Origin of the sequence: Streptomyces laurentii (assembly GCF_040635425.1) — a bacterium.
In the GTDB taxonomy this organism is placed as follows: Bacteria; Actinomycetota; Actinomycetes; order Streptomycetales; family Streptomycetaceae; genus Streptomyces; species Streptomyces laurentii.
This window is the reverse complement of sequence record NZ_JBEYHT010000024.1, coordinates 58,810-83,422: the sequence shown is the minus strand read 5'-3', so window position 1 is coordinate 83,422 and position 24,613 is coordinate 58,810. Positions and strand designations below refer to the sequence as shown.

Annotated in this window: 20 protein-coding genes and 1 pseudogene; 11 read left to right on the top strand and 10 right to left on the bottom strand. The window is 73.7% G+C overall.

From position 1 onward, the window contains the following. Positions 1 to 8: 8 nt before the first annotated feature. The 3 genes from ABZ693_RS17465 to ABZ693_RS17455 form a co-directional block, all read right to left on the bottom strand. The gene (locus ABZ693_RS17465; protein ID WP_359877587.1) at positions 9 to 422 is read right to left on the bottom strand and encodes a DUF3788 family protein; all 414 of its coding nucleotides are present in this window, start codon (positions 420 to 422) and stop codon (positions 9 to 11) included. Positions 423 to 503: 81 nt separating this feature from the next. Next, positions 504 to 1,307 carry a DNA-formamidopyrimidine glycosylase family protein gene (locus ABZ693_RS17460; RefSeq protein WP_359877584.1) on the bottom strand — a complete coding sequence of 268 codons (804 nt, stop codon included), beginning with the start codon at positions 1,305 to 1,307 and terminating at the stop codon, positions 504 to 506. A gap of 7 nt (positions 1,308 to 1,314) precedes the next feature. Further along, the gene (locus ABZ693_RS17455; RefSeq protein WP_359877581.1) at positions 1,315 to 6,033 is read right to left on the bottom strand and encodes an ATP-dependent helicase; all 4,719 of its coding nucleotides are present in this window, start codon (positions 6,031 to 6,033) and stop codon (positions 1,315 to 1,317) included. Between the two features lie 98 nt (positions 6,034 to 6,131). Between ABZ693_RS17455 and ABZ693_RS17450 the strand changes: the two genes are divergently transcribed. From ABZ693_RS17450 to ABZ693_RS17440, 3 genes are all read left to right on the top strand, one after another. Next, a complete protein-coding gene (locus ABZ693_RS17450; RefSeq protein WP_435842447.1) occupies positions 6,132 to 7,205 on the top strand; it encodes an AraC family transcriptional regulator in 1,074 nt (357 codons plus the stop codon). Between the two features lie 112 nt (positions 7,206 to 7,317). Next, positions 7,318 to 8,094, top strand: a complete 777-nt coding sequence (locus ABZ693_RS17445; protein ID WP_359877578.1) for an AzlC family ABC transporter permease — start codon at positions 7,318 to 7,320, stop codon at positions 8,092 to 8,094. Then, a complete protein-coding gene (locus tag ABZ693_RS17440) occupies positions 8,091 to 8,399 on the top strand; it encodes an AzlD domain-containing protein (protein ID WP_359877575.1) in 309 nt (102 codons plus the stop codon). The genes ABZ693_RS17445 and ABZ693_RS17440 overlap by 4 nt, the downstream gene beginning before the upstream one ends. A gap of 43 nt (positions 8,400 to 8,442) precedes the next feature. Here the strand turns inward: ABZ693_RS17440 and ABZ693_RS17435 are convergent, their stop codons facing one another. Next, complete coding sequence (locus ABZ693_RS17435; RefSeq protein ID WP_359877573.1) at positions 8,443 to 9,378, bottom strand: hypothetical protein; 936 nt, start codon at positions 9,376 to 9,378, stop codon at positions 8,443 to 8,445. A gap of 80 nt (positions 9,379 to 9,458) precedes the next feature. Here ABZ693_RS17435 and ABZ693_RS17430 point away from each other — a divergent pair, with 80 nt between their 5' ends. From ABZ693_RS17430 to recX, 5 genes and pseudogenes are all read left to right on the top strand, one after another. After that, positions 9,459 to 9,653, top strand: a complete 195-nt coding sequence (locus tag ABZ693_RS17430; protein WP_359877570.1) for a DUF3046 domain-containing protein — start codon at positions 9,459 to 9,461, stop codon at positions 9,651 to 9,653. A 335-nt stretch (positions 9,654 to 9,988) separates the two neighbouring features. Beyond that, on the top strand, positions 9,989 to 11,131 hold the full coding sequence (locus tag ABZ693_RS17425; RefSeq protein ID WP_435842452.1) for an AI-2E family transporter: 1,143 nt from the start codon (positions 9,989 to 9,991) through the stop codon (positions 11,129 to 11,131). 74 nt (positions 11,132 to 11,205) lie between these two features. After that, positions 11,206 to 11,526, top strand: a complete 321-nt coding sequence (locus ABZ693_RS17420) for a DUF6191 domain-containing protein (RefSeq protein ID WP_359877564.1) — start codon at positions 11,206 to 11,208, stop codon at positions 11,524 to 11,526. Between the two features lie 124 nt (positions 11,527 to 11,650). Beyond that, positions 11,651 to 12,712, top strand: a pseudogene (gene recA, locus ABZ693_RS17415) (recombinase RecA); the annotation flags it as partial. Further along, the gene (recX, locus tag ABZ693_RS17410) at positions 12,651 to 13,481 is read left to right on the top strand and encodes a recombination regulator RecX (protein ID WP_359877561.1); all 831 of its coding nucleotides are present in this window, start codon (positions 12,651 to 12,653) and stop codon (positions 13,479 to 13,481) included. The pseudogene recA and the gene recX, both read left to right, overlap by 62 nt. Positions 13,482 to 13,622: 141 nt before the next feature. Here recX and ABZ693_RS17405 read toward each other — a convergent pair whose 3' ends face one another. From ABZ693_RS17405 to ABZ693_RS17385, 5 genes are all read right to left on the bottom strand, one after another. Then, the gene (locus tag ABZ693_RS17405; RefSeq protein ID WP_359877559.1) at positions 13,623 to 15,401 is read right to left on the bottom strand and encodes an FAD-dependent monooxygenase; all 1,779 of its coding nucleotides are present in this window, start codon (positions 15,399 to 15,401) and stop codon (positions 13,623 to 13,625) included. Positions 15,402 to 15,587: 186 nt separating this feature from the next. Further along, positions 15,588 to 16,514, bottom strand: a complete 927-nt coding sequence (locus ABZ693_RS17400; protein WP_359877555.1) for an amino acid ABC transporter permease — start codon at positions 16,512 to 16,514, stop codon at positions 15,588 to 15,590. Continuing rightward, positions 16,511 to 17,158: an amino acid ABC transporter permease gene (locus tag ABZ693_RS17395; protein ID WP_359877552.1), complete on the bottom strand. Its 648-nt coding sequence runs from the start codon at positions 17,156 to 17,158 to the stop codon at positions 16,511 to 16,513. Before ABZ693_RS17395 ends, ABZ693_RS17400 begins: the two co-directional genes overlap by 4 nt. Before the next feature lie 201 nt (positions 17,159 to 17,359). Continuing rightward, positions 17,360 to 18,277: a glutamate ABC transporter substrate-binding protein gene (locus ABZ693_RS17390; RefSeq protein ID WP_359877549.1), complete on the bottom strand. Its 918-nt coding sequence runs from the start codon at positions 18,275 to 18,277 to the stop codon at positions 17,360 to 17,362. A gap of 243 nt (positions 18,278 to 18,520) precedes the next feature. Next, positions 18,521 to 19,306, bottom strand: coding sequence for an amino acid ABC transporter ATP-binding protein (locus ABZ693_RS17385; protein ID WP_359877546.1), 786 nt, complete (start codon positions 19,304 to 19,306; stop codon positions 18,521 to 18,523). A gap of 391 nt (positions 19,307 to 19,697) precedes the next feature. Between ABZ693_RS17385 and ABZ693_RS17380 the strand changes: the two genes are divergently transcribed. Both ABZ693_RS17380 and ABZ693_RS17375 read left to right on the top strand, forming a co-directional pair. Then, the gene (locus ABZ693_RS17380; RefSeq protein ID WP_359877543.1) at positions 19,698 to 20,402 is read left to right on the top strand and encodes a response regulator transcription factor; all 705 of its coding nucleotides are present in this window, start codon (positions 19,698 to 19,700) and stop codon (positions 20,400 to 20,402) included. Between the two features lie 21 nt (positions 20,403 to 20,423). After that, positions 20,424 to 21,887 carry a sensor histidine kinase gene (locus ABZ693_RS17375; RefSeq protein ID WP_359877540.1) on the top strand — a complete coding sequence of 488 codons (1,464 nt, stop codon included), beginning with the start codon at positions 20,424 to 20,426 and terminating at the stop codon, positions 21,885 to 21,887. 283 nt (positions 21,888 to 22,170) lie between these two features. On the opposite strand, the gene ABZ693_RS17370 is transcribed toward ABZ693_RS17375, so the two are convergent. Then, complete coding sequence (locus ABZ693_RS17370; protein WP_359877538.1) at positions 22,171 to 23,169, bottom strand: TAXI family TRAP transporter solute-binding subunit; 999 nt, start codon at positions 23,167 to 23,169, stop codon at positions 22,171 to 22,173. 259 nt (positions 23,170 to 23,428) lie between these two features. Between ABZ693_RS17370 and ABZ693_RS17365 the strand changes: the two genes are divergently transcribed. Next, positions 23,429 to 24,550, top strand: coding sequence for a four-carbon acid sugar kinase family protein (locus tag ABZ693_RS17365; RefSeq protein WP_359877535.1), 1,122 nt, complete (start codon positions 23,429 to 23,431; stop codon positions 24,548 to 24,550). Positions 24,551 to 24,613: the final 63 nt, after the last annotated feature.

Sequence of the window (24,613 nt, the reverse complement as noted above, 5' to 3'; positions counted from 1 at the left end):
AGCGCCGGTCAGCGGAGGGCGATGCGGGCCTTCAGGACCGGGCGCAGACGTGCGACGTCCGCCGGGCTCGCGATGGTGAACGACACCGTGAAGAGCGTGCCATGGAGGGGTTCGTCCCGGATCCGCCGTGCCGGCGCCGGTGGGAGGTCCGGGCGGTCGAGGAGGGCGTCGCGGAGCCGCTCGGCGAAGTGGAAGCCGCACCGCGTGGCGTCGTCCTCGACGGCGATCCAGGCGACCGTGCGCGACCGGTTCGCCGCTTTGGCGAGCCAGCCGCCGTCGCGGTACCAGCGCCAGGACACCTGGACCCCGGCCTCCGTCAGCTCACGCATCAGCGCGTCCCAGCCCTCGACCGCAGGGCCCAGGGCATCGGCGATCAGCTCGTGCGCCGGCTCGACGCCCTGCTCCGTAAACGGGTTCGCCACGCGGCGAGGGTAACCCCGGCTCGCCCGCCGGCCGACGCGGGCACGCGGGTGGGCTCGGCCTCGGATGGACCGCGGGGCGCGTCACCGTTCGGTCCGCGCCCCCTGCCCGCCCCGCTGGCAGGCCGGGCACCAGTACGTCACCCGGTCCGCCGACTCCGCCTTGCGCACCGGGGTGCCGCAGCGCGGGCAGGGCCGGCCCTCCCGGCCGTACACGTGCAGCCGTTCCCCCGTCCGGCGGGTCGTGGTCGTCCGGCGGTCCGGGCGGTCCTTGTTGGCCTCCAGGAGCCGGTGCGCGGTGGCCACCAGACGCTCCGGCACCCCGGGGCCGAGGTCGCCCACCGGGAGCCAGGGCGTGACGGCGGCCAGGAACGCCAGCTCCGACTTGTAGACATTGCCGATCCCGGCCAGGTTCCGCTGGTCGAGCAGGGCCTCGCCGAGCGGGCGCGCCGGATCGGCGGCCAGCCGGCGCACCGCCTCCGCCGGATCCCAGTCCGGGCCGAGCAGATCCGGCCCGAGATGGCCGACCACCTGCGATTCGTCGGCCGTACGGAGCAGCTCCAGGACCGGCAGCCGGTAGCCGTACGCCGTGAACTCCGCGTTTCCGAGCACCGCCCGGATCTGGTGCGCCGGGCCGCCGCGCGGGCGCTCCCCGGTCGCGTACACCCGCCAGGCTCCGTCCATCCGCAGATGCGAGTGGAGCGTCAGCCCGCCCTCGACGCGCGCCAGCAGATGCTTGCCGCGCGGGGTGACGCCGAGCACCCGCCGGCCGGTGAGATCGGCGGTCGCGAAGCGCGGCACCCGCAGGTCCGCCCGGGTGAGGACCCGGCCGGCGAGCGCCGCGTCGAGCCGGTGGGCCGCGTACCAGACGGTGTCTCCTTCGGGCATGGGGTCGTCACGCCCGCAACCGCAGGCCCTGCGGGACGGCATGGAAGCCGGCTGCCTCCAGAGGGCGGGCCAGCGGCGAGGTGAGCGAGGAGGCCCCGTTGATCCGCTGCACCGTCACCGTGCCGAGCGAGCCCGCCGAGGCCGCGGCCGCCAGCGCCTCGGCCGCCGCGCGCAGGGCCGGCGCGTCCGGATCGTCCGCCCAGGACAGCAGGGTCTTGCCGCCGCGCTCCATGTAGAGCGTCAGCTCGCCGTCGACGAGGACCACCAGCGAGCCCGCCTTCCGTCCCGGTTTGTGGCCGGCGCCGGTCGGCGGCTCGGGCCAGGACAGGGCCGCCCCGTACGCGTTCGCCGGATCGGCCGCCGCCAGGACCACGGCCCGCGGGCCCGCGCCCTCCTCGGCGCCCCGGTCACGGGCGGTCGCCGCCGCGCGCAGCCGGTCCACCGCGCCGTCCATGGCGAACTGGGCCGCGCCCAGGCCCTCCACCACATAGCCGCGGCGGGCCTGCCCGCTGTCCTCGAACGCCGACAGGATCCGGTACGTCGCCGCGAAACCGCCCTCGACGCCCTCGGCGGCCACCGCGCCCCGGGTCACCACGCCGTGCCGGTCGAGCAGCGTGCGGGCCAGGGCGTGCGCCCGGTGGGTCGGTTCCGGATCGGCCGGCGGCAGCAGCGACCAGCGGCCGCTGACCGTCGGCGGCCCGGTGCGGGAGACCGGGCGGGCGGCGGCGCTCAGCGTCCCGTACCGGCCGCGCGGCACCGTGCGCCGGGCCCGGTGGGCGGTGGCTCCGGCCGTGCGGCCCGAGCCGAGGAGCGCACGCAGCGGGGCGAGCGTGTCGTTGGTCAGCCGGCCCGACCAGGCCAGGTCCCACAGCGCGTCCGCGAGCTGCGGGTCCGTCGCGTCCGGATGGGTGGTGGCCCGGATCTGGTCGGCGATCTGACGGAAGAACAGCCCGTATCCGCCGGACAGGGCGGTGAGCACCGACTCGTGCAGTCCGGTGAGCTCCAGCGGGTGGGGCGGCGGCAGGAGCAGCGGCGCCGCGTCGGCCAGATAGAGCGAGACCCAGCCGTCCTTGCCGGGCAGCGCGCCCGCGCCCGCCCACACCACCTCGCCGGTGGTGGTCAGTTCGTCGAGCAGCGCCGGGGTGTAGTCCCGCACCCGGGACGGCAGGATCAGCTTCTCCAGGGCGGAGGCGGGCACCGGCGCGCCCTGGAGCTGCTCGATCGCGCGGGCCAGCCCGTCGATCCCGCGCAGGCTGTTGCTCCCCAGGTGCTGCCACTGCGGCAGGAAGGTCGCGAGGGCGGCCGGCGGCACCGGTTCCAGCTCCTGGCGCAGCGCGGCGAGGGACCGGCGGCGCAGCCGCCGCAACACGGTGGCGTCGCACCACTCCTGACCGGTGCCCAGCTCCGAGACGGCCGTGCGCAGCGCCTCCTCGGACGGGGACTGGGCACCCTGCGGACGGAACTCGCCGGCCACGACCCGGCCGCCGGCGGCCAGCCGGTGCAGCGCGCCGTCGGTGACCGCGGGGCCGAGCCCGAACCGGGCGGCGGCCTGTGAGGAGGTGAACGGGCCGTGGGTACGGGCGTACCGGGCGAGCAGATCGGACAGCGGGTCCTTCACCGGCTCCGTGAACGCCTCCGGCACGCCCACCGGCAGCGCCGTGCCCAGCGCGTCCCGCAGCCGGCCCGCGTCCTCGATCGCCGCCCAGTGCTCGGCGCCCGCGATCCGCACCCGGATGGCCCGCCGGGCCCGGCCCAGCTCGGCCGCCCAGTCCGGTCCGGCGCCGCGCTCGGCCAGCTCCGCGTCGGTCAGCGGCCCGAGGACCCGCAGCAGATCCGCGACGCCCTCGACGTCCTTGATCCGCCGGTCCTCCGTCAGCCACTGGAGCTCCCGCTCCAGTTCGGTCAGGACGTCCGGGTCCAGCAGCTCGCGCAGCTCGGCCTGGCCGAGGAGTTCGGCGAGCAGCCGGGAGTCCAGCGAGAGCGCGGCGGCCCGCCGCTCGGCGAGCGGCGAGTCGCCCTCGTACAGGAACTGCGCCACGTACCCGAACAGCAGCGAGCGGGCGAACGGCGACGGCTCGGGGGTGGTGACCTCCACCAGACGGACCCGGCGGGACTCGATGTCGCCCATCAGCTCGCGCAGGCCGGGGACGTCGAAGACGTCCTGAAGGCATTCGCGGACCGCCTCCAGGACGATCGGGAAGGAGCCGAACTCGCTCGCCACCTGGAGCAGTTGGGCCGCCCGCTGGCGCTGCTGCCACAGCGGCGTCCGCCGGCCGGGGCTGCGCCGGGGCAGCAACAGGGCACGGGCCGCGCACTCCCGGAACCGGGACGCGAACAGGGCCGAGCCGCCGACCTGGTCGGTGACGATCCGCTCGATCTCGCCCCGGTCGAAGACGGTGTCGGCCGCCCCGACCGGGGCCTGTTCGCTGTCGTACGCGGTGTCGGCGAAACGGCCCGGATCCACCCCGTCGCCGGAGGCGCCGTCGAGCAGATCGAGCCCCATCAGGTCGGCGTCCGGCAGCCGCAGCACGATCCCGTCGTCGGCGTGCATGACCTGGGCGTCCAGCCCGTACCGCTCGGCCAGCCGGGCGCCCAGGGCCAGCGCCCACGGTGCGTGCACCTGCGCCCCGAAGGGCGAGTGGACGACGACCCGCCAGTCGCCCAGCTCGTCGCGGAACCGCTCCACCAGGATCGTCCGGTCGTCCGGCACATGGCCGCAGGCCTCGCGCTGTTCGGCGAGGTACGCGATGACGTTGTCCGCCGCCCAGGCGTCGAGCCCGGCCGCCAGCAGCCGCAGCCGGGCGTCCTCCGGCGCGAGCGCCCCGACCTCGCGGAGGAACGCGCCCACCGCGCGGCCCAGTTCGAGCGGGCGGCCCAGCTGGTCGCCCTTCCAGAACGGCAGCCGGCCCGGCACGCCCGGCGCGGGCGTGACCAGGACACGGTCGCGGGTGATGTCCTCGATCCGCCAGGAGGTGGTGCCGAGGGTGAACACGTCGCCGACCCGCGACTCGTACACCATCTCCTCGTCCAGCTCGCCGACCCGGCCTCCGCCCTTCTTCGGGTCCGAGCCGGCCAGGAACACGCCGAACAGGCCCCGGTCGGGGATCGTGCCGCCGGAGGTGACCGCGAGCCGCTGCGCGCCGGGCCGGCCCGTCACCGTCCCCGCCACCCGGTCCCACACCACGCGCGGACGCAGCTCGGCGAACGCGTCCGAGGGATAGCGGCCCGCCAGCATGTCCAGGACCGCCGTGAACGCCGACTCGGGCAGCGCCGCGAACGGCGCCGCCCGCCGTACCGTCGCCAGCAGGTCGTCCACCTGCCGGGTGTCGAGCGCGACCATCGCCACCAGCTGCTGGGCCAGCACGTCCAGCGGGTTCGCCGGGACGCGCAGCGACTCGATGGAGCCCGTGCGCATCCGCTCGGTGACGACCGCCGACTGCACCAGATCGCCCCGGTACTTGGGGAAGACCACGCCGGTGGACACCGCGCCGACCTGGTGCCCCGCGCGGCCCACCCGCTGGAGGCCGGAGGCCACCGACGGCGGCGCCTCGACCTGGACGACCAGATCCACCGCGCCCATGTCGATGCCCAGCTCCAGGCTGGACGTCGCCACCACGGCCGGCAGCCGGCCGGCCTTCAGGTCCTCCTCGACCTGGGCGCGCTGTTCCTTGGAGACCGAGCCGTGGTGCGCCCGGGCGAGCAGCGCCGGCGCGCCGCGCGCCGCGCCGGACTGGGCCATGATCTCGGCGGGCGGTTTGCCCTCGGGCAGGGCCTCACCGGTCGCCCGCTCGTACCCGATCTCGTTGAGGCGGTTGCACAGGCGCTCGGCGAGCCGGCGGGAGTTGGCGAAGACGATCGTCGAGCGGTGCGCCTGCACCAGATCGGCGATCCGCTCCTCCACGTGCGGCCAGATCGACGGCCGGTCGCCGCCGTCCGGCCCGCCCCCGCTTCCGCCGGAGGCGTCGGATGCCGGGGAGCCGCCCAGCTCGCCCATGTCCTGCACCGGCACGACCACCGACAGGTCGAACTCCTTGCCCGACGGCGGCTGGACGATCTCCACCTTGCGCATCGGCGAGAGGTAGCGCGCCACCTCCTCCACCGGCCGCACCGTCGCCGACAGGCCGATCCGGCGGGCGGGGCGGGGCAGCAGCTCGTCAAGCCGCTCCAGGGACAGCGCCAGATGCGCGCCGCGCTTGGTCCCGGCGACCGCGTGCACCTCGTCGAGGATGACCGTCTCCACGCCCGCGAGCGCGTCGCGCGTGGCCGAGGTCAGCATCAGGAACAGCGACTCCGGGGTGGTGATCAGGATGTCCGGCGGCCGGGTCGCGAGCGTCCGCCGCTCGGCGGGCGGGGTGTCGCCGGAGCGGATGCCGACCTTGATGTCCGGTTCCGGCAGCCCGAGCCGGACCGACTCCTGGCGGATGCCGGTCAGCGGCGAGCGGAGATTGCGCTCGACGTCGACGGCGAGCGCCTTCAGCGGCGACACGTACAGCACCCGGCAGCGCTTCTTCGCGTCGGCGGGCGGGGGAACGGCCGCCAGCCGGTCGAGCGAGGCGAGGAACGCGGCCAGCGTCTTGCCGGAACCCGTCGGCGCCACGACGAGCACGTCCGAGCCCGCGCCGATGGCCCGCCAGGCGCCCTCCTGCGCGGCGGTGGGCGCGGAGAAGGCCCCGCTGAACCAGCCGCGGGTCGCGGGGGAGAAGGCGTCGAGCGCGGAACCGACCATGCCCCCCATCGTGCACCCCGCCACTGACAACCGCCCGGACCTGGGGAAACCGGGCCGGCGGCGGGTCGCGGAGGCGGGCGCCGGGCGACAATGGGGGCATGGCGAGCAGGGAAGCGGACGGCCGGGGGCGGGGAGGCCGGATACCGGAAGGCCGGGGCCGCCAAGGCGACCCGGGTCCGGGCGACCCGGGCCTCAGCGGGGTGGAATCGGCCGGTGCGGACGCGTCCGGAGCCGGCTCGGGCACGGTACTCGGGGGCCGTCGTACGGGGGGTGTGCCGCGCGGGCACGCCGTCGCCGAGGGCGACCGCAGCGGCGCGCCCGCCGAGGAGGGTCCGGCCGTCGGGCGGAACCGGACCACCGGCGAGCGGGCCCGCTACTGGCAGCCCGCCGCGCTGCCCGGCGTCGACCTGCTGCACGCCCGCTACCTGCACAAGTCCTTCTCCCGGCACACCCACGAGAGCTTCGTCTTCGCCGCCATCACCGAGGGCGTCGAGGCCTTCCACTACGGCAGCGACCTCGTCCACGCCGGACCCGGCCAGATCGCCCTGGTCAATCCCGACACCCCGCACACCGGGCACGCGGGCGTCCCCGAGGGCTGGACCTACCGCACGATCTACCCCGACCCCGAGCTGATCCGCTCCATCGCGGACGACACCCTCGCCCTGCGCGGCGACGTCGGATTCACCCAGCCCGTCGTCGACGACCCGTACGCCGCGCGGCTCGTCGTCGCCGTGCACCGGGCCGCCGAGGAAGGCAACGCGCTGGCCGCCGACAGCCTGTTGCGCCTGGTCACCGCCCGGCTGCTGCGCAGCCACGGCGGCCGGGTCGCGTCGGCGGCCCCGCGCGCGGCGGGGGCACGGGACGCCGCACGCGCGCGTGCCGTCCTGGAGGAGCGGATGGCCGACCCGCCCACCCTGGAACGGCTCGCCGCCGAGCTCGGCACCAGTCCCTTCGCGCTGCTGCGGGCCTTCCGGACGGCGTACGGGATGCCGCCGCACACCTGGCTGACCGACGCCCGGGTCCGGCGGGCCCGGCGGCTCCTCGACGCGGGGCTGCCGCCGGCCGAGGCCGCCGTCGCGGTCGGTTTCACCGACCAGCCGCACCTCAACCGGCACTTCACCCGGAGCGTGGGCGTGCCGCCCGGCGCGTACCAGCGGGGGAAGAGCCGCTGACCGGCGCGCGGCGCGGCGTACGGGGCGCGGGCGCGGGCCCAGGCACAGCGGCGGGCGCAGGGGCGCAAGAACGTACAAGACGCCGTCCGGCCCCGTCCGTACCGTCACCGACGTGGCAGAACAGACAGCACCCCCGGAGATACCCGGCACCGGGCCCGCCCCGGCGACCGACTCCCTCCCCGCCTCCGCCCCCGTGCGCGAGAGCCCCAAGAGCGACGGCGCCGTCGTGCGCGACGCCCTCGGCGTCGGCATCGCCGTCGGACTCTCCGGCTTCGCCTTCGGCGTCACCTCGGCGGGCGCCGGCCTCAGCCTCCTCCAGAGCTGCGCCCTGAGCCTGCTGGTCTTCACCGGCGCGTCGCAGTTCGCGCTGGTGGGCGCGCTCGCGGCGGGCGGCAACCCGTTCACCGCGGCCGCCGGGGCGTTCTTCCTCGGCACCCGCAACGCCTTCTACGGGCTGCGGCTCTCGCAGCTGCTGGCGCTGCGCCGGCTCGTCCGCCCGTTCGCGGCGCAGTGGGTGATCGACGAGACCACGGCCGTCGCCCTCGCCCAGCCCACCCGCCGGACCGCCCGGCTCGGCTTCACCGTCACCGGCGTGACGCTGTACGTGCTGTGGAACCTCACCACGCTGCTCGGCGCGCTCGGCGCCGAGGCCATCGGCGACACCGGCGCGTGGGGCCTGGACGCGGCCGGACCCGCCGTCTTCCTCGCGCTGCTCGCGCCGATGCTGAGGACCGCCACCGAGCGGGCCACCGCCGCCTTCGCCGTCCTCCTCGGGCTCGGCCTGCTGCCGGTCCTGCCGGCCGGGGTGCCCGTGCTCGTCGCCGCGCTCGCCGCGCCGCTCGTGCTCTGGCTGCGCGGGACGCGCCGGGGCGAGGGGAGGATCCGATGAACGTCTGGCTCGCCATCGCGCTGACCGCTGCCGGCTGCTACCTGGTCAAGCTGCTCGGCCTGCTCGTCCCGGCCGGCACCCTGGAACGCCCGCTCGTCCGGCGCCTCTCCTCGCTCGTCCCGGTCGCCCTGCTCGCCGCCCTCACCGCGCAGCAGACCTTCAGCGCCCAGGGCGCCCTCGTCCTCGACGCCCGTGCCGCCGGACTCGGGGCCGCCGCGCTCGCGCTCGTCCTGCGGGCCCCGTTCCTGGTGGTGGTCGGCGCGGCCGTCCTGGTCACGGCGGGGGTCCGGGCCCTCGGCGGCTGACCGCCGGAGGAACCCGGCCCGTACGGCGCGCGGGGCCCGGAGCTCAGTCGATCGGCCGGCCGTGCGCGCGCAGCGTCCGCAGCGCCTCCACGGTGAGGATCGGCCGCCACTCCAGGGCCGAGCCCGGCGCCCACAGCCGCCAGGTGACCGGCCAGCCCCCGTCCTCCTGCTGCGCCGCCGCGAGATGGTCGAGCGAGCGTTCCATCTCCTCGTCGGTGAACCAGCGGCGGGCCAGCGAGTCCGGTACGCGCGCGTAGTCGTGCGGGTAGTGGAACTCGCCCGGCGCGTACCCGTCGGCGACCGGGTAGTCCTCCGGCCGGTCCGGGTCGAGCACCGCGAGCCGCTGCTCGCGCACCATCCGTCCGAGCCGGTCTCCGGCCGCCTGCGCGCGGGCCCGGTCCGGGACCCCGTCAAGGAAGGCGACCGCCGCGTGGATCTCGTACGGATGCGACTTCTCCAGCGCGTCCACGGCGGCCCAGCAGAACTCGGTGGCCCGGAACAGCCAGGCGTGCCAGACCTGGTTGCGGTGCAGCAGCCCGACCACCGGGCCGGTGGCGAGCAGCTCGCTGGGCGGGTCGTCGACGACGGGCACGAACGGGGCCAGCGGATAGCCGCGCTGGGAGGGATGGACGGCGGGCAGCGCCCCGTCGTGGGTGGACACCTCGGTCAGATAACGGCAGATCCGCTCGACCCGCAGCCCGCCGCAGCGGCCGATGGAGTCGAGGACCCGCAGCGCGTGTGCCGTGTGCAGGGGCTGGCTGACCGGCCCGCGCAGGTCGGGTTCGAGGGCGTGCCCGTAGCCGCCGTCCTCGTCGAGATACGCGGTGAGGGCGGCCTCGACGGGGTCGGCGCCGCCGCGCAGGAAGTGGTAGGCGAACCGGCGCTGTTCCAGCACGCGGGCGGTCAGCCAGACGAAGTGCTCGGCCCGCGCGAGCGGTGAAGCGGACGGAGCGGTGGTTTCCGGAGGATTTCCAGCCATGCTCCGAACCGTAGGGGGGAAACCGCGTCCGACAAGGGCTTCGGCCCGGGCTGCACTCGTGAGGGCGGGATACTGAGGGCATGCGGTTGACGATTTTCTGGGAACGCATGACCGACCACTTCGGTCCGTCCTCTGCCGAGACCTTCGCCCGGGACCATGTGATGTCGGAGCTCGGCGGACGCACGGTGCACCAGGCACTGGACGCGGGCTGGGAGGCCAAGGACGTCTGGCGGGCGGTCTGCGCCGTCGTCGGCGTACCCGCCGAGAAGCGGTGATGTGAGGAGGTCCAGCAGGGAATGTCCGCGCGGTGCGCGAGACTGGCGGGGTGGCCCCGATTGACGCGAACGACGAGACCCCTGACGAGACCCGTGACATGGACGGGGCGGACGGCCGCGCCGACCGTGCCCGCGACGGCGGAGGAGCCGGTACGGCGCCCGCCGCACCGGCGGCGCTGACCACCGCCCGGACCACCGCCGTGGCGACCGTCCCGGCCCCCACCCCGGCGGAATCCGGCGTGACCGGGGACCCGGCCGGGACCGTACCGGCTCCGGCCGAGGGAGCGGGCGGCGACGGCGGTACGGACCGGCGCGCGGCGCCGGCCGGCGGGCGCATGCCCCGCTGGCTGCCCCGCGCCCTGGTGCTCGCCCTCGCGCTCTACGCCTGCTTCCAGATCGGCAGCTGGGCCTTCCACCAGCTGTTCGGCCTGCTGGTCAACATCCTGCTCGCCTTCTTCCTGGCACTGGCCATCGAGCCGGCCGTCGGACGGATGGCGGCCCGCGGGATGCGCCGGGGCCTCGCGACCTTCCTCGTCTTCTTCGGGGCCCTGCTCGCGGGCGCGGGCTTCGTCGCCATGCTCGGCTCGATGCTGGCCGGCCAGATCGTCGACATGGTCGAGAACTTCCCCCAGTACCTCGACTCGCTGATCAACTGGACCAACCAGCACTTCCACACCGATCTCTCCCGGCTGGAGGTCCAGGACAGCCTGCTGCGGTCCGACTGGCTGCAGAAGTACGTGCAGAACAGCGCGTCGGGCGTGCTGGACGTCTCCACGACCCTGCTCGGCGGCCTGTTCAAGCTCCTGACGATCTTCCTGTTCGCGTTCTACTTCGCCGCCGACGGGCCCCGGCTGCGCCGCGGGGTCTGCTCGGTGCTGCCGCCGGCCCGGCAGAAGGAGGTACTGCGGGCCTGGGAGATCGCCGTCGACAAGACCGGTGGCTACCTCTACTCGCGCGGTCTGATGGCACTGGTCTCCGGTGCCGCGCACTTCGTGCTCTTCGAGATCCTGGGCGTGCCGTACGCGCCCGCGCTCGGCATCTGGGTCGGCCTGGTGTCGCAGTTCATCCCGACCATCGGCACCTACCTGGCGGGCGCGCTGCCGATGCTGATCGCCTTCACCGTCGACCCCTGGTACGCCCTGTGGGTGCTGGTCTTCGTCGTGGTGTACCAGCAGATCGAGAACTACGTGCTCCAGCCGAAGCTGACGTCCAAGACCGTGGACATCCACCCGGCGGTGGCCTTCGGCTCGGTCATCGCCGGCACCGCGCTGCTCGGCGCGGTCGGCGCGCTGATCGCCATCCCGGCGGTCGCCACTCTCCAGGCGTTCCTCGGGGCCTACGTGAAGCGGTACGACGTCACCGAGGACCCGCGCGTCCACGGCCACCGCGGCTACGGGGTGGCGGTCCTCGCCCGGGTCCAGAAGGCGCTGCACGTGAAGAAGGACGCGGCAGCCCGCGAGGGCGGGGACCAGGAGTAGGGCGGGGGCCAGGAGCGGGCGGGCGTGCCGGCGAAGGGCGGGTGCGGTCACGCGGGTTCCTCCACACTGGCCGTATGGGATTCGTCTTCTTCGTGACCCTGCCGGGGCTGGTCGTCGCCCTGACCTCGCTGGCCTTCGTCGACCAGCTGCTGCTGCGCGCCGGGCGGGCCGGGCTGCTGCCGTGGCGGAACAGCGCGCGGCAGGGCCAGATATCGGCGACCGGCTTCGAGCAGCTGCACGCGAGCTTCTCGCCGGGCAAGCAGAACGAGCTCAAGGAGCGGCAGTCGGCGCTGATCATGCCGGACGAGGAGGACGACGGGGCGCCGCCGCACACGACGACGGTGGATCTGGACGGCGGAACCGTGGTCGTCCGGATGCCTCGTCCCGGCCGTTAGGACCCGCTCGGGGGCTCGTTCCGGCGTCGGCGGCACGGGCTCGCGGTGGGCTGCCGCAAGGCGGCGGCGGTGCCGCGGGGCTTCGGAGCGGTGCGCTTGACACGAAAATCGAACATCTATTCTTATGGGTGTCGGAGCCTTGGAATCACGGGGTTGTCGCCGAGTTATCCACAGGCTGGAGGGACGTCGGGGCCCATTGTCAGTGGCAGGGGTTAGCGTCTTTCACATGAAGCGATCGACTCAAGCAAACCGGGTGGAACCCATGGCAGGAACCGACCGCGAGAAGGCGCTCGACGCCGCGCTCGCACAGATTGAACGGCAATTCGGCAAGGGCGCCGTCATGCGCATGGGAGAGCGCTCGAAGGAGCCGATCGAGGTCATTCCGACCGGATCGACCGCCCTCGACGTCGCCCTGGGCGTCGGCGGCCTGCCGCGTGGCCGTGTCGTGGAGATCTACGGCCCGGAGTCCTCCGGTAAGACGACCCTGACCCTGCACGCCGTCGCCAACGCGCAGAAGGCCGGCGGCCAGGTCGCCTTCGTGGACGCCGAGCACGCCCTCGACCCGGAGTACGCCCGCAAGCTGGGCGTCGACATCGACAACCTCATCCTGTCTCAGCCGGACAACGGCGAGCAGGCCCTCGAGATCGTCGACATGCTGGTCCGCTCCGGCGCCCTCGACCTGATCGTCATCGACTCCGTCGCCGCGCTCGTCCCGCGCGCGGAGATCGAGGGCGAGATGGGCGACTCGCACGTCGGCCTCCAGGCCCGCCTGATGAGCCAGGCCCTGCGGAAGATCACCAGCGCGCTCAACCAGTCCAAGACCACCGCGATCTTCATCAACCAGCTCCGCGAGAAGATCGGCGTGATGTTCGGCTCGCCGGAGACCACGACCGGTGGCCGCGCGCTGAAGTTCTACGCCTCGGTGCGCCTCGACATCCGCCGCATCGAGACGCTCAAGGACGGCACGGAAGCGGTGGGCAACCGCACCCGCGTCAAGGTCGTCAAGAACAAGGTCGCGCCGCCGTTCAAGCAGGCCGAGTTCGACATCCTCTACGGCCAGGGCATCAGTCGCGAGGGCGGCCTGATCGACATGGGCGTGGAGCACGGCTTCGTCCGCAAGGCCGGTGCCTGGTACACGTACGAGGGCGACCAGCTCGGCCAGGGCAAGGAGAACGCCCGCAACTTCCTCAAGGACAACCCCGACCTCGCCGACGAGATCGAGAAGAAGATCAAGGAGAAGCTGGGCGTCGGTGTCCGGCCCGAGGAGTCCTCGGCCGAGCCGGGCGCGGACGCCGCCGGCAGCGGCGCGGACGAGGCGGGCAAGGCGGCCCCGGCCTCCGCCAAGATCGCCAAGGCGACCAAGGCCACCGCGGCCAAGAGCTGACCCGGTGACCGGTCGCACCGAATGGCCGGACGACAGCCCCGACTCGTCGAGGGCCGAGAAGGAGCTGTCGTCCCAGGATCCGGCTGAGCGGGCGCGGGCCATCTGCCTGCGCCTGCTCACCGGGACCCCGCGTACCCGCAAGCAGCTCGCCGACGCCCTGCGCAAGCGGGAGATCCCCGACGAGGTCGCCGAGGAGGTGCTGTCCCGCTTCGAGGACGTGGGGCTCATCGACGACGCCGCCTTCGCCGGTGCCTGGGTCGAGTCCCGCCACCACGGCCGGGGCCTCGCCCGCCGGGCGCTCGCCCGCGAGCTGCGTACCAAGGGCGTCGACCCGACCGTGATCCAGGAGGCGGTCGAGCGGCTCGACTCCGACCAGGAGGAGGCCCGCGCCCGCGAACTCGTCGACCGCAAGCTGCGTGCCACCCGCGGTCTCGAACGCGACCGGCGGCTGCGCAGACTCGCCGGCATGCTCGCGCGCAAGGGGTACCCGGAGGGCATGGCGCTGCGCGTGGTGCGCCAGGCCCTGGAAGAGGAGGGCGAGGACACCGAGGGACTCGACGAGCCCTTCTAGGACGAGCCCTTCTGCGGGGATTCGTTCGCTTCACCCGGCCGAGGTGCGGCGCCCGGAGCGGGCGCCGAGGGACCCCTGGGTGGTTCCACGGCCTGGTGGGCCGCCGACCGCACCGCCCGCGCCCGCCCGTCCCGCAGACCGTCAGGTGGCGTCCGCGACTACGTCCTCGCGGTCCTTTGCACGGCCCTTCCGGCGTGCCTTCGTCCGCCGGCCTTTGTGCCCCGCCTCGTCGTCGGCCTCGGCCTCGGCGTCCGCGTGGCTCTCGTGATCCTCGTCGTCCGCCGCGTCGTCGTCGGCGGTCTCGGCGTCCAGCACGCCGCCCCGTACCGCGTCGGCCGCCGCGTGCAGCTCCTCCGGCAGGACGCCGGAGAAGGCCGCCGCCAGATGCCCGTCGGGCCGGACCAGGAGCACCGCGTGCGCGGGAGCGCCCGGGTAGCCGTCCGTGACCAGCAGTTCCGCCGGCGCCGGAAGCGCCTCCACGGCCTCGGCCAGCTGCGGCATGACCCCCGCGCTCACCCAGTGCCGCCGGTCCCACACCCCGGTGCCCGGCGCGACCAGCAGGACGATCAGCCGCCCCCGGCCGAGCCGGTCGCGCAGCCGCACCGTCGTACCGTCCGGCGCCGAGACCCGTACGTCGTCGACCGGCGCGCCGTCCGGCGTACCCACCGGGATCCGGCCCTCCGACGGCTCGGGCGCCAGCGGCGAGTGCGGGTAGGCGGGCAGCGCGCCCAGCGGGCCGCGCCCCAGATGCCCGTCGGTGAGCAGGACGTCGTGCCCGCGCCCGCCGCCCGGCAGACAGCCGCGCAGCCCCCCGCCGCCGCGCAGTATCGGCAGCGCCTGGTCCGCCGCGCGCAGCAGACTGGCGACGGCCGCCCGCCGCTCGCTCTGGTAGCTGTCGAGGAGGGTCTCCGAGGTGTCCGGGCGGTGCCAGACCAGGGCCAGTTTCCAGGCCAGGTTGTCGACGTCCCGCATCCCCTCGTCCACCCCCTGGGTGCCGACCGCGCCCAGCAGATGCGCCGCGTCGCCCGCGAGCAGGACCCGGTCCACCCGCCAGCGCCGGGCCAGCCGGTGGTGCACGGTGTACACGCCGGTGTCGATCAGCTCGTACGGGGGAGTCGTCCCCTCGCACCAGCCGGCGAGGGTGTCGCGGATCCGACCGACGAGCGCGTCGGGCGTGACCAGCTCGCCGCGCGACGGCAGCAGCCAGTCGATCCGCCACACCCCGTCGGGCAGCGGCCGGGCGGCGATCTCCTCGCCCGCGTCCCGCCACGGCGGCCGACGGTGCAGCAACGCCTCGCCGGCCCAGGGGAGTTCGGTGCGCAGCGCGGCGACCGCGTGCCGTTCCACCGCCGTACGCCCGGGGAAGCGGACGCCGAGCAGCTTGCGCACGATCGAGCGGGCGCCGTCGCAGCCGACCAGATGGGTGCCGCGCCACCAGCTGCCGTCGGGGCCGCGGGTGTGGGCGCTGACCCCGTGCTCGTCCTGCTCGATGATGTCGACCCGGGAGCCGGGGACGAGCGTGACGAGGTCGTGGCGGGCGGCGGCGTCGCGCAGTCCGCGGGTGAGGGCGTGCTGGGGGATGTGCAGGGGTGCGGCCGGGCCCGCCGCGTCCCCGGGCAGCCCCTCCTCGCCGGCCAGGACGGTGCCCAGGCCCAGGTCGAGCGGCACGTGCCGGGTCTGCCGGGCGCGCCGCATCGCGCGCCAGCCGATCCAGCGCATCCCCTCGTCACGTACGGTGGCGCAGCCCAGCCGCTCGATCAGGGCGGCCATGTCGGCGCGCAGCACGACGGTACGGGCGGGGCGGGGTTCGTCGGTGCCGGGGCCCTCGTCGAGGACGACGCTCGGCACGTCCTGGGCGGCGAGCGCGAGGGAGAGCGCGAGACCGACGGGCCCTGCGCCCACGATGATCACCGGCTCCACGGGGCGGCTCCTGAGGGCGTGCTGAGGCGTACGGCCCGAGACCGTACGGCCGCGCGGGAAGCACGGCGAAGGGTGGTGCGGGCCCGGAGCTTGATCACAGAACGTATGCAACCCACTGGGGATGCGCGCGTCAAGTGAAAGGGGGCAGCGGCGCCAGCCACTGCCCCCGGATGATGTCACATGCCGTCAGATCTTCGCGATGCCACCGCTGTCGGACGGTCCGCCGGCCGGCGCGCCGCCGGCGCCGGGGGCGTCCACGGCGGGCTCCGCCTCGGTGCCCGGGGCACCGGCGTGGGCCACGGCGATGCCGGTCTTGGCCCGGCGGCCGCGCTTCTCGATCCAGGTGGCGAGGCCGGACAGGGCGAGGCACAGCGCGATGTAGATGGTGCCGGTGACGACGATCGTCGACACATACGGGTACTGGCCGTTGACCAGCGTGTTGGAGGCGATCAGACGCGCGGTCTGGAGCAGCTCCGGGTAGAGGATCACGAAGCCGAGCGAGGTGTCCTTGAGGGTGACCACGAGCTGGCTGATGATCGTCGGCAGCATGGCCCGGACCGCCTGCGGCAGCAGGACGGTCGTCATGACCTGGGTCTTGCTCATGCCGAGCGCGTACGCCGCTTCGCGCTGGCCGCGCGGCACCGCGTTCACACCGGCCCGCAGCACCTCGGCCTGGACGCAGCCGTTGTAGATCGACAGGCCGATCGCCAGCGCCCACATCGAGTAGTCGGCGAGGAAGCCGACCCACACCGCGTAGATCGTGATGAGCAGCGGCAGGGAGCGGAAGACCTCGACGAAGGCGGTGGCCGCCCAGCGGACCGGCTTGTGGTCGGAGAGCCGGGCGACGGCGAGGAGCACACCGAGGACGAGGGAGCCGATCGCCGCGAGACCGAACGCCTTCAGGGTGGCGACGAGGGCGTCGGCGATGTTCTGCCGGATGCCCGAGTAGTTGAAGATGTCCCACATCTCGGGGGCGAGGTGCCCCTTGGCGCTCAGCCGCATCACGCTGACGGCGAGCAGGGCGGCGATGACGAGGATGCCGACGACGGCGTAGATCCGGTTGCGGATCCGCGCCTTGGGGCCGGGCGCGTCGAAGAGAACGCTGGCGCTCATCGGGCGACCTCCATGTTGCGCTCGAGGACACGGAACAGTCCGCTGATGGCGAAGGTGACGACGAGGTAGGCGACGGCGACCCAGAGGAAGATCGGGGCGATCGCGTAACCCTGCTCGCTCATCAGCGTCTGCCAGCCGAAGAGCTCGGTGACGCTGAAGGCACCGGCGATGGCCGAGTTCTTCGTCAGCGCGATGAAGATCGAGCTCAGCGGGGGCAGCACGGTCCGGGTGGCCTGCGGCAGCACGATCAGCCGCAGCGTCTGCGAGAAGGTCAGGCCCAGCGAACGGGCGGCCTCGGCCTGGCCGAGCGGCACGGTGCCGATGCCGGAGCGGACGGCCTCGCACACGAAGGACGAGGTGTAGAAGCCGAGCGCGAGCGAGCCGAGCAGGAACGGGCTCATGCCCGGGAAGAGGATCTCCGGGACGACGAAGAAGAAGATCAGGAAGAGCAGCGTCAGCGGGGTGTTGCGCAGCAGCGTCACCCAGGCCGTGCCGAAGAAACGCAGCGGGGGGACGGGGGAGACCCGGAAGCCGGCGACGACGATGCCGAGGACCAGCGCGATGACCGAGCTGATGGCGGTGATCTCGACGGTTCCTATGAATCCGTCGCGGAATTCCGGGAAATGGTCGAGCAGTACATTCATGAGGACTCCGCGTCGGCGGTCGGCGGCGGGCTTACGGGCGGCGGGCCCGCGGGCACCGGCCGGCACGGGCCGGCCGGCCGGGCCTGGCTGGTCCACGGGCCGGGAGGCCGGGAAGAGCCGGGAAGGATCAGGGTGGGGCGGGGCGGCGGCGGAGCGCCCCGAGGCGGGGAAGGGCCTGCGGGGCGCTCGCGCGGCGGCGGATCAGTAGCGCTCGAGCGCCGGCGGCTCGGTGTAGGCCGAACCCGAGAGGCCGAGGGTGGCCTCGTAGATCTTCTTGTAGGTGCCGTCCTTCTCGAACTTGTCGAGGATGTCGGACACCTTGCCGCGCAGGGCCTTGTCGTCCTTGTTCATGCCGATGCCGTACGGCTCCTTGGTGAACGGCTTGCCCGTGACCTTGAGCTTGCCGGAGTTGGCGGCGGCGTAGCCCTTGAGGATGGCGTCGTCGGTGGTGACGGCGTCGACCTGCTTGGTGAGCAGCTGCTGTACGCAGTCGGAGTACTTGCCCAGCTCGATGGTCTGCGCGCCGTACTCCGGCTTCTTGATCTCCTGGAGCGGGGTCGAGCCCGTGATCGAGCAGACCTTCTTGCCCTTGACGCTCTCCGGGCCGGTGATCCCGGTCTCGTCCTTGCGGACCAGGAGGTCGGCGCCGGCCAGGTAGTACGGGCCCGCGAAGCCGACCTGCTCCTTGCGCTTGTCGTTGATCGTGTAGGTGCCGACGTAGTAGTCGACCTGACCCGTGGAGATCGCCGTCTCACGGAGCTTGGAGTCGACCGTCTTCCACTCGATCTTGTCCTCGGAGAAGCCGAGCTCGGCGGCGATCATCTTGGCGATCTCGACGTCGAAGCCGGAGCGCTTCTTCGTCGCCTGGTCCTCGAAGCCGAGGTACGGCTGGTCGGCCTTGGAGCCGATGATCAGCTTGCCGCGCTCCTTGGCCTTCTTGAACGTCGGCGAATCGAGGTCGACACCGCTCGCGACGGTGTACGTGGGGAGCTGCGGAGCAGCGGCGTCACCCGGCTTGGTGGCGGGCTTGTCGCCGGCCGAGCCTTCCTTGCCGCCACAGGCGGTCGCGGTCAGCGCGAGGACGGCAACGGCCACGGCCGCGGTCTTGCGGAGCTTCATCGTGAACATCCCTCAAGTCGTGGGTAGTCGATCGTCAGTGTGCGGCAAGTCGCGTGCGGCGACTCGGAGTTTCGGCCGCCGGTGATCCTGGCCGCCGGAGTTCCGGCCACCGGGGGCGGCGCCGGTCCGGCGTGTCCTTCGACGTGCCGGGGAGGCGAACGGTCGTGGTTCCGGCCGGTCGTGGCGCCGGTCCGGCGGGTGTGCCGGACCCGCCCGTGGGGCGGCTCGGCGCGGGGCCGGGACTCAGTGGTGCAGGATCTTCGACAGGAAGTCCTTGGCGCGGTCGCTGCGCGGGTTGCTGAAGAACTCCTCGGGGGAGGCCTGCTCGATGATCCGGCCGTCGGCCATGAACACCACGCGGTTGGCGGCCGAGCGGGCGAAGCCCATCTCGTGCGTGACGACGACCATCGTCATGCCCTCCCGCGCCAGCTGCTGCATGACCTCGAGGACCTCGTTGATCATCTCCGGGTCGAGGGCCGAGGTCGGCTCGTCGAACAGGATGACCTTGGGGCCCATGGCCAGCGCGCGGGCGATGGCCACGCGCTGCTGCTGGCCGCCGGAGAGCTGCGCCGGGTACTTGTCGGCCTGCGCGCCCACCCCGACCCGGTCGAGCAGCGCGCGCGCCCGGGTCTCGGCTTCCTTCTTGTCGGTCTTGCGGACCTTGATCTGGCCCAGCATCACGTTCTCGAGCACCGTCTTGTGCGCGAAGAGGTTGAACGACTGGAAGACCATGCCGACGTCCGACCGCAGCCGCGCCAGCTCCCGGCCCTCCTGGGGCAGGGGCTTCCCGTCGATGGTGATGCTGCCGGAGTCTATGGTCTCCAGGCGGTTGATCGTGCGGCACAGCGTGGACTTGCCGGACCCGGACGGCCCGATGACCACCACGACCTCGCCGCGGTGGATCGTGAGGTCGATGTCCTGGAGCACGTGCAGCGCGCCGAAGTGCTTGTTCACGTCGGAGAGCACGACCAGCTCGTCCGCGGTCGGCACGGCGTCCCTCACACCCTTGGTCACTGACACATTGCTCATCGGCTTCTCGCTCCGTCCTGCTCGGTTGGGGAGGACATTAGAGAGCAGATGGGAGGGGAGTCATCACATCTGAGCGAAGTTTGAGGATAACGATCCGGTCGCAAACGGGCACTTTGCGTGAACAGGGCGTGCCGTGGCGTACCGGCTGGATAACAGAAGCACCGGAGCAACCGGGGAAGACTTGACGGCGACCGTCACCATCGGCGTTCATGCCCTGGTAGACAGATGGTCATCGCGTGACGTCGGCGTTCACCGCCAGGGCGCCGCGTGGCACCCACGGGACGATCGGGCATATGCCCGGCGTCACCGCCCATCACCGCACGTACGGCGCCTCACGTCAGGTCGCGCCGCCGCGTGCGTCCGAGCGACCCCGAGGCACGAAGGAGGGCCCATGAGACTGCTGCTCGTCGAGGACGACGACCATGTCGCCGCCGCGCTCTCCGCGATCCTCGCGCGGCACGGCTTCGCCGTCACCCACGCCCGCAACGGCGAGGAGGCGCTCCAGGCCGTGCTGCCCGCCACGCACGGCGAGCGCCCCTCGTACGGGGTGATCCTGCTCGACCTCGGCCTGCCCGACCAGGACGGCTACCAGGTCTGCGGGCGGATCCGGAAGCTCACCAGCACCCCGGTGATCATGGTGACCGCGCGGGCGGACGTCCGCTCCCGGATCCACGGCCTCAACCTGGGCGCCGACGACTACGTGGTCAAGCCGTACGACACCGGCGAGCTGCTCGCCCGGATCCACGCCGTCAGCCGGCGCAACACCACGAGCGAGGAGACCGGAACGGCCGCCGACGAGGGTGTGCTGCGGCTCGGCACCGTCACCGTCGAACTGCCCACCCGCCGGGTCAGCGTCGACGGCGCCGCCGTCCCGCTCACCCGCAAGGAGTTCGACCTGCTCGCCCTGCTCGCGCAGCGGCCCGGCGTGGTCTTCCGCCGCGAGCAGATCATCAGCGAGGTCTGGCGCACCAATTGGGAGGGCACCGGCCGCACGCTGGAGGTCCACGTCGCCTCCCTGCGCTCGAAGCTGCGCATGCCCGCCCTCATCGAGACCGTGCGGGGCGTCGGCTACCGCCTGGTCGCGCCCGCCGCGTAACCGCCCGGCCCCCGCCCGCCCGTGCGCACCCGACTCCTGCCGCTGCTGATCGTCCTGATGGCCGGTGTGCTGCTCGCCCTCGGCTTCCCGCTCGCCGCCGGGAACGCCGCCGCCGAGCAGCAGCGGGTGGTCGTCGACCGGCTCGACGACGCCGCGCGCTTCGCCGCGCTCGCCCAGTTCGTCAGCGAGCGCCGCTTCGGCCCCGACGAGCGGCGGACGACACTCAGCGGCGAACTCGCCAGCTACCACGAGGTGTACGGCATCCGGGCCGGCATCTTCTACCGCGACAACCGGTCCATGGCCGCCGCGCCCGAGGACTGGGTCGTCCCGTACGACGGAGAGGGCCGGCGCGCCTTCAACGAGGCCCTGCTCGGCCGCCGCAGCCACGATCCGCCGCAGGTCTGGCCCTGGCAGCGGGACGCCCGGCTGATCATCGCCTCCCCGGTCGTCCGGGACGGGGACGTCGTCGCCGTCGTCGTCACCGACTCGCCCACGGGCGAGATGCGGTCGCGCATCCTGCACGGCTGGCTGCTGATCTTCGTCGGCGAGGTCGCGGCCATGCTGCTCGCGGTCGGCGCCGCCTTCCGGCTCACCGGCTGGGTGCTGCGCCCCGTACGGATCCTCGACGCCGCCACCCACGACATCGCCACCGGCCGGATGAAGTCCCGGGTCGCCGCCGCCGGCGGGCCGCCCGAACTGCGGCGCCTGGCCCGCTCGTTCAACGAGATGGCCGACAACGTCGAGGAAGTCCTCGAACAGCAGCGGGCGTTCGTCGCCGACGCCTCCCACCAGCTGCGCAACCCGCTCTCCGCGCTGCTGCTGCGCATCGAGCTGCTCGCGCTCGAACTACCCGAAGGCAACGAGGAGATCGCCTCCGTACGGACCGAGGGCAAGCGGCTCGCCCAGGTGCTCGACGACCTGCTCGGCCTCGCGCTCGCCGAGCACACCGCCGCCGATCTGCGGCTCACCGACATCGGTGCGCTCACCGCCGAACGGGTCGCCTCCTGGCGCCCGGTCGCCGAGGGCAAGGACGTACGGATCGAGGCCGACCTCGCGGCCCTGACGGCCTGGGCGGATCCGGTGGCGCTCTCCAGCGCGCTCGACGCGGTGATCGACAACGCCCTGAAGTTCACCCCGGAGGGGGAGGACGTCACCGTCGCCACGCGGCTCGCCGACGACGGCCGGACCGTCGAGATCGAGGTCGCCGACCACGGACCCGGGCTCACCGAGGAGGAAATGGAGCGGGTCGGCGACCGCTTCTGGCGCTCCGGGCGGCACCAGAACATCGACGGTTCGGGCCTCGGCCTGTCCATCGCGCGGGTGCTGCTCGCGGCCGGCGAGGGCACCATCGCGTACGCGCCGCACACGCCGCACGGGTTGAAGGTCACCGTCCGCGTGCCGCGCGAGGACCCGCGCGGTGATCTGCGCGGTGATCTGCGCGGACGGGGCGAGGGGGACGGGGAGCCGGGGGACGAGCGGGCCTAGGGCCTTTCTTTTGGATCTTGCTGGGCTCGCGTGCCCCGGCACGCGCTCCCCCGTAGCCCTTCGGGCACGGGAGGTACCCCCACGCCGCGTTGTCGTCGGTCGCCAACTCCCCCGTAGCCCTTCGGGCACGGGAGGTACCCCCACCGCGTTGTCTCCCTCCTCCGCCTTGCGATCACCCGCACCGGACCCCGCTCCCTGACCCAGCCTGACCCAAAAGAAAGGCCCTAGAGCAGAGCCGCCGCGGGACCTTGGGTGGGAGGGGTGGGACCCGTAGGGGGCTCTGTCACGGCTTCGCGGAGCGGTAGTAGCGCCGGGCGCCCTCGTGCAGCGGCAGCGGCTCGGTGTAGATCGCGGTCCGCAGGTCCACCAGCTGGGCCGGGTGCACCTGGCTGCCGATCCGGTCCCGGCTGCCGATCACCGTACGGGTGAAGCCCTCCACGAGGTCCGGGTCGGCGGCGTCGGTGGTGACGAGGATGTTGGCCACCGCCAGGGTCTCCACCGGGTTGCCGCCCTGGGCCAGCGCGTAGGCGTCGCCCGGGATCACGGCCGCGCGGTAGAAGCGGGTGGACTCGCCCACGTCGTGCAGGCTCCGCACCAGGGTGGCGTCCATCGGCACGAGCCGGACCGGCAGCCGCTCGGACAGCGCCTGGACGGCCTGGGTGGGCAGTCCGCCCGACCAGAAGAACGCGTCGATCTCGCGCTGCTCCAGCAGCTTCGGCATCGTGTCGATACCGGCCGGGACCGGGGTGATGCTCACATCCGGGGTGAGCCCGGCCGCCGCGAGGATCCGGTCGGCTATCAGCCGCACGCCCGATCCCGCCTGGCCGACGCCGACCCGCAGCCCGCGCAGATCGGCCACCGACTGGACGGGCGAGCCCTTGGGGACGACCAGCTGGATGTAGTCGTCGTACAGCCGGGCGCAGCCGCGCAGCCGTTCGAAACCGGGCCTGCGGTCCCGCTGGTACTGGGCCACGGCGTCGGCCGTCGCCACGGTGAAGTCGGCCTCGCCGGTCGCCAGCCGGTCCAGGTTCTGCTGGGACCCCTCGCTGTCCGTCAGGGATATCGAGACATGCGGCAGATCACGGTCGAGGGCCTTCTGGAGGAGTTCCCCGTACCGCTGGTAGACGCCCGTGGGGACGCCCGTACTGAAGGTGATGTGCCCGCTCGGCGACTTCGGACCGAAAGGAACCAGCCACCACACCAGCAGCCCGGCCAGCGCCAGAAGCGCCGCCGCGAGCGGCAGGGCACGACGGCGGACGGAACGGGGCAGGGAGGTGAACACCCGGCGATCCTGCCAGCCGGGCCCGGTCCTGACCAGGGTGAAGCGAGCGGGGGTGAGGGCCGGGGCAGTCCTTCGGTGCGGCATATGCCCTGGTGGGAGGAGCCTGACGGGCCGGATGTGAGGGTGGCGACATGGCCGGATCCAGCTGCGTCGTACTGTCGTCCGCCCGTATGGGCGGACTTGTCCCGCAGCCTCGCGCGCCCCGAGGGTGGACCGCGCAACCACCCCGTACCGAGCCGCTACCGAGAGGCCCCGCGCGATGCCGCCCTCCCTCACCTCCCCGTTCGTCGTCCTCGCCGACGACCTCACCAGCGCCGCCGACGGCGCGGCCCCCTTCCGCCGCTCGGGCCACCGGGCCCGGGTCGTCCTCACAGCGGGACCTGAGGGCGGGGAGTCAGGGCAGGCGCGGGAGTACGGTGACGGGGTCACCGCCGTCGATCTCGGCAGCCGGAACGCGGGCGCTGCCGAGGCCGCCGCGCGGACGGAGCGGGCGGCCCGGGAGGCCGCACGGGCGGGCGCGGGTCTGCTCCTCAAGACGGTCGACTCGACCCTGCGCGGCCATGTCGCCGCCGAGCTGCGCGCCGCCCTCGCCGGATCCGGCCGCCGCACCGCGATCGTCGCCCCCGCCTTCCCGGCCGAGGGCCGGACGACGGTCCGGGGCGTGCAGTACGTGCACGGGGTACGGGTCGACGCGAGCGCGTTCGCCCGCGACCCGGCCCACCCGGTGCGCTCCGCGGACCTCGCCGACGTCCTGCCGGAGGCCGTCCTCGTCGAATCCGGCGGCCTGAGCCGGTGCGGGGACAGCGACCGGGTGGTCGTCTGCTCGGCGGCCACCGACGCCGACCTCGACGCGCTCGTGGCCGCCGTGCCTCGCCCCGAGGAGGTGCTGTGGGTCGGCTCGCCGGGCCTCTCCGACGCCCTGGCCCGCCGTTACCCCCGGCACCCGGCGACGCCGCCGCCCGCGCTCCCGCCCGTACGCCGTCCCCTCGCGGTCGTCGGCAGCGCGCACCCGGCGAGTCGCCGCCAGCTCGTGGCGCTGCGGACCACGGGCACCATGGCCCTCCACACGCCCGAGGAGCGGGCCGGCGACCCGGCGGCGCTGCTGCGCCGGCTCACGGCGGAGGTACGCGAGGCGGTGGCCGCGGGCCTCGCCGACGGCCTCGTCCTCACCGGCGGCGAGACGGCCGCCGCCGTCCTGCACGCCCTCGGCGCCACGGGCTTCGAGCTGTACGACGAACCGGAACCCGGCATCGCCCGCGCCGTCCTGCGCGGCCCCGCCGCGCCCGCCCTGCCTGTCCTCGTCAAGGCCGGCGGCTTCGGCGACGACACCACCCTGCTCCGGCTCACGGGCCTCCTCGCGGGCGGCGCGGTCCGCGGCTGAACCCGGGCGATCCGCGCGCGCCCCGGCCGGGGCGCCGTACCGCCCCGGGGGCTCCGGCCGCTC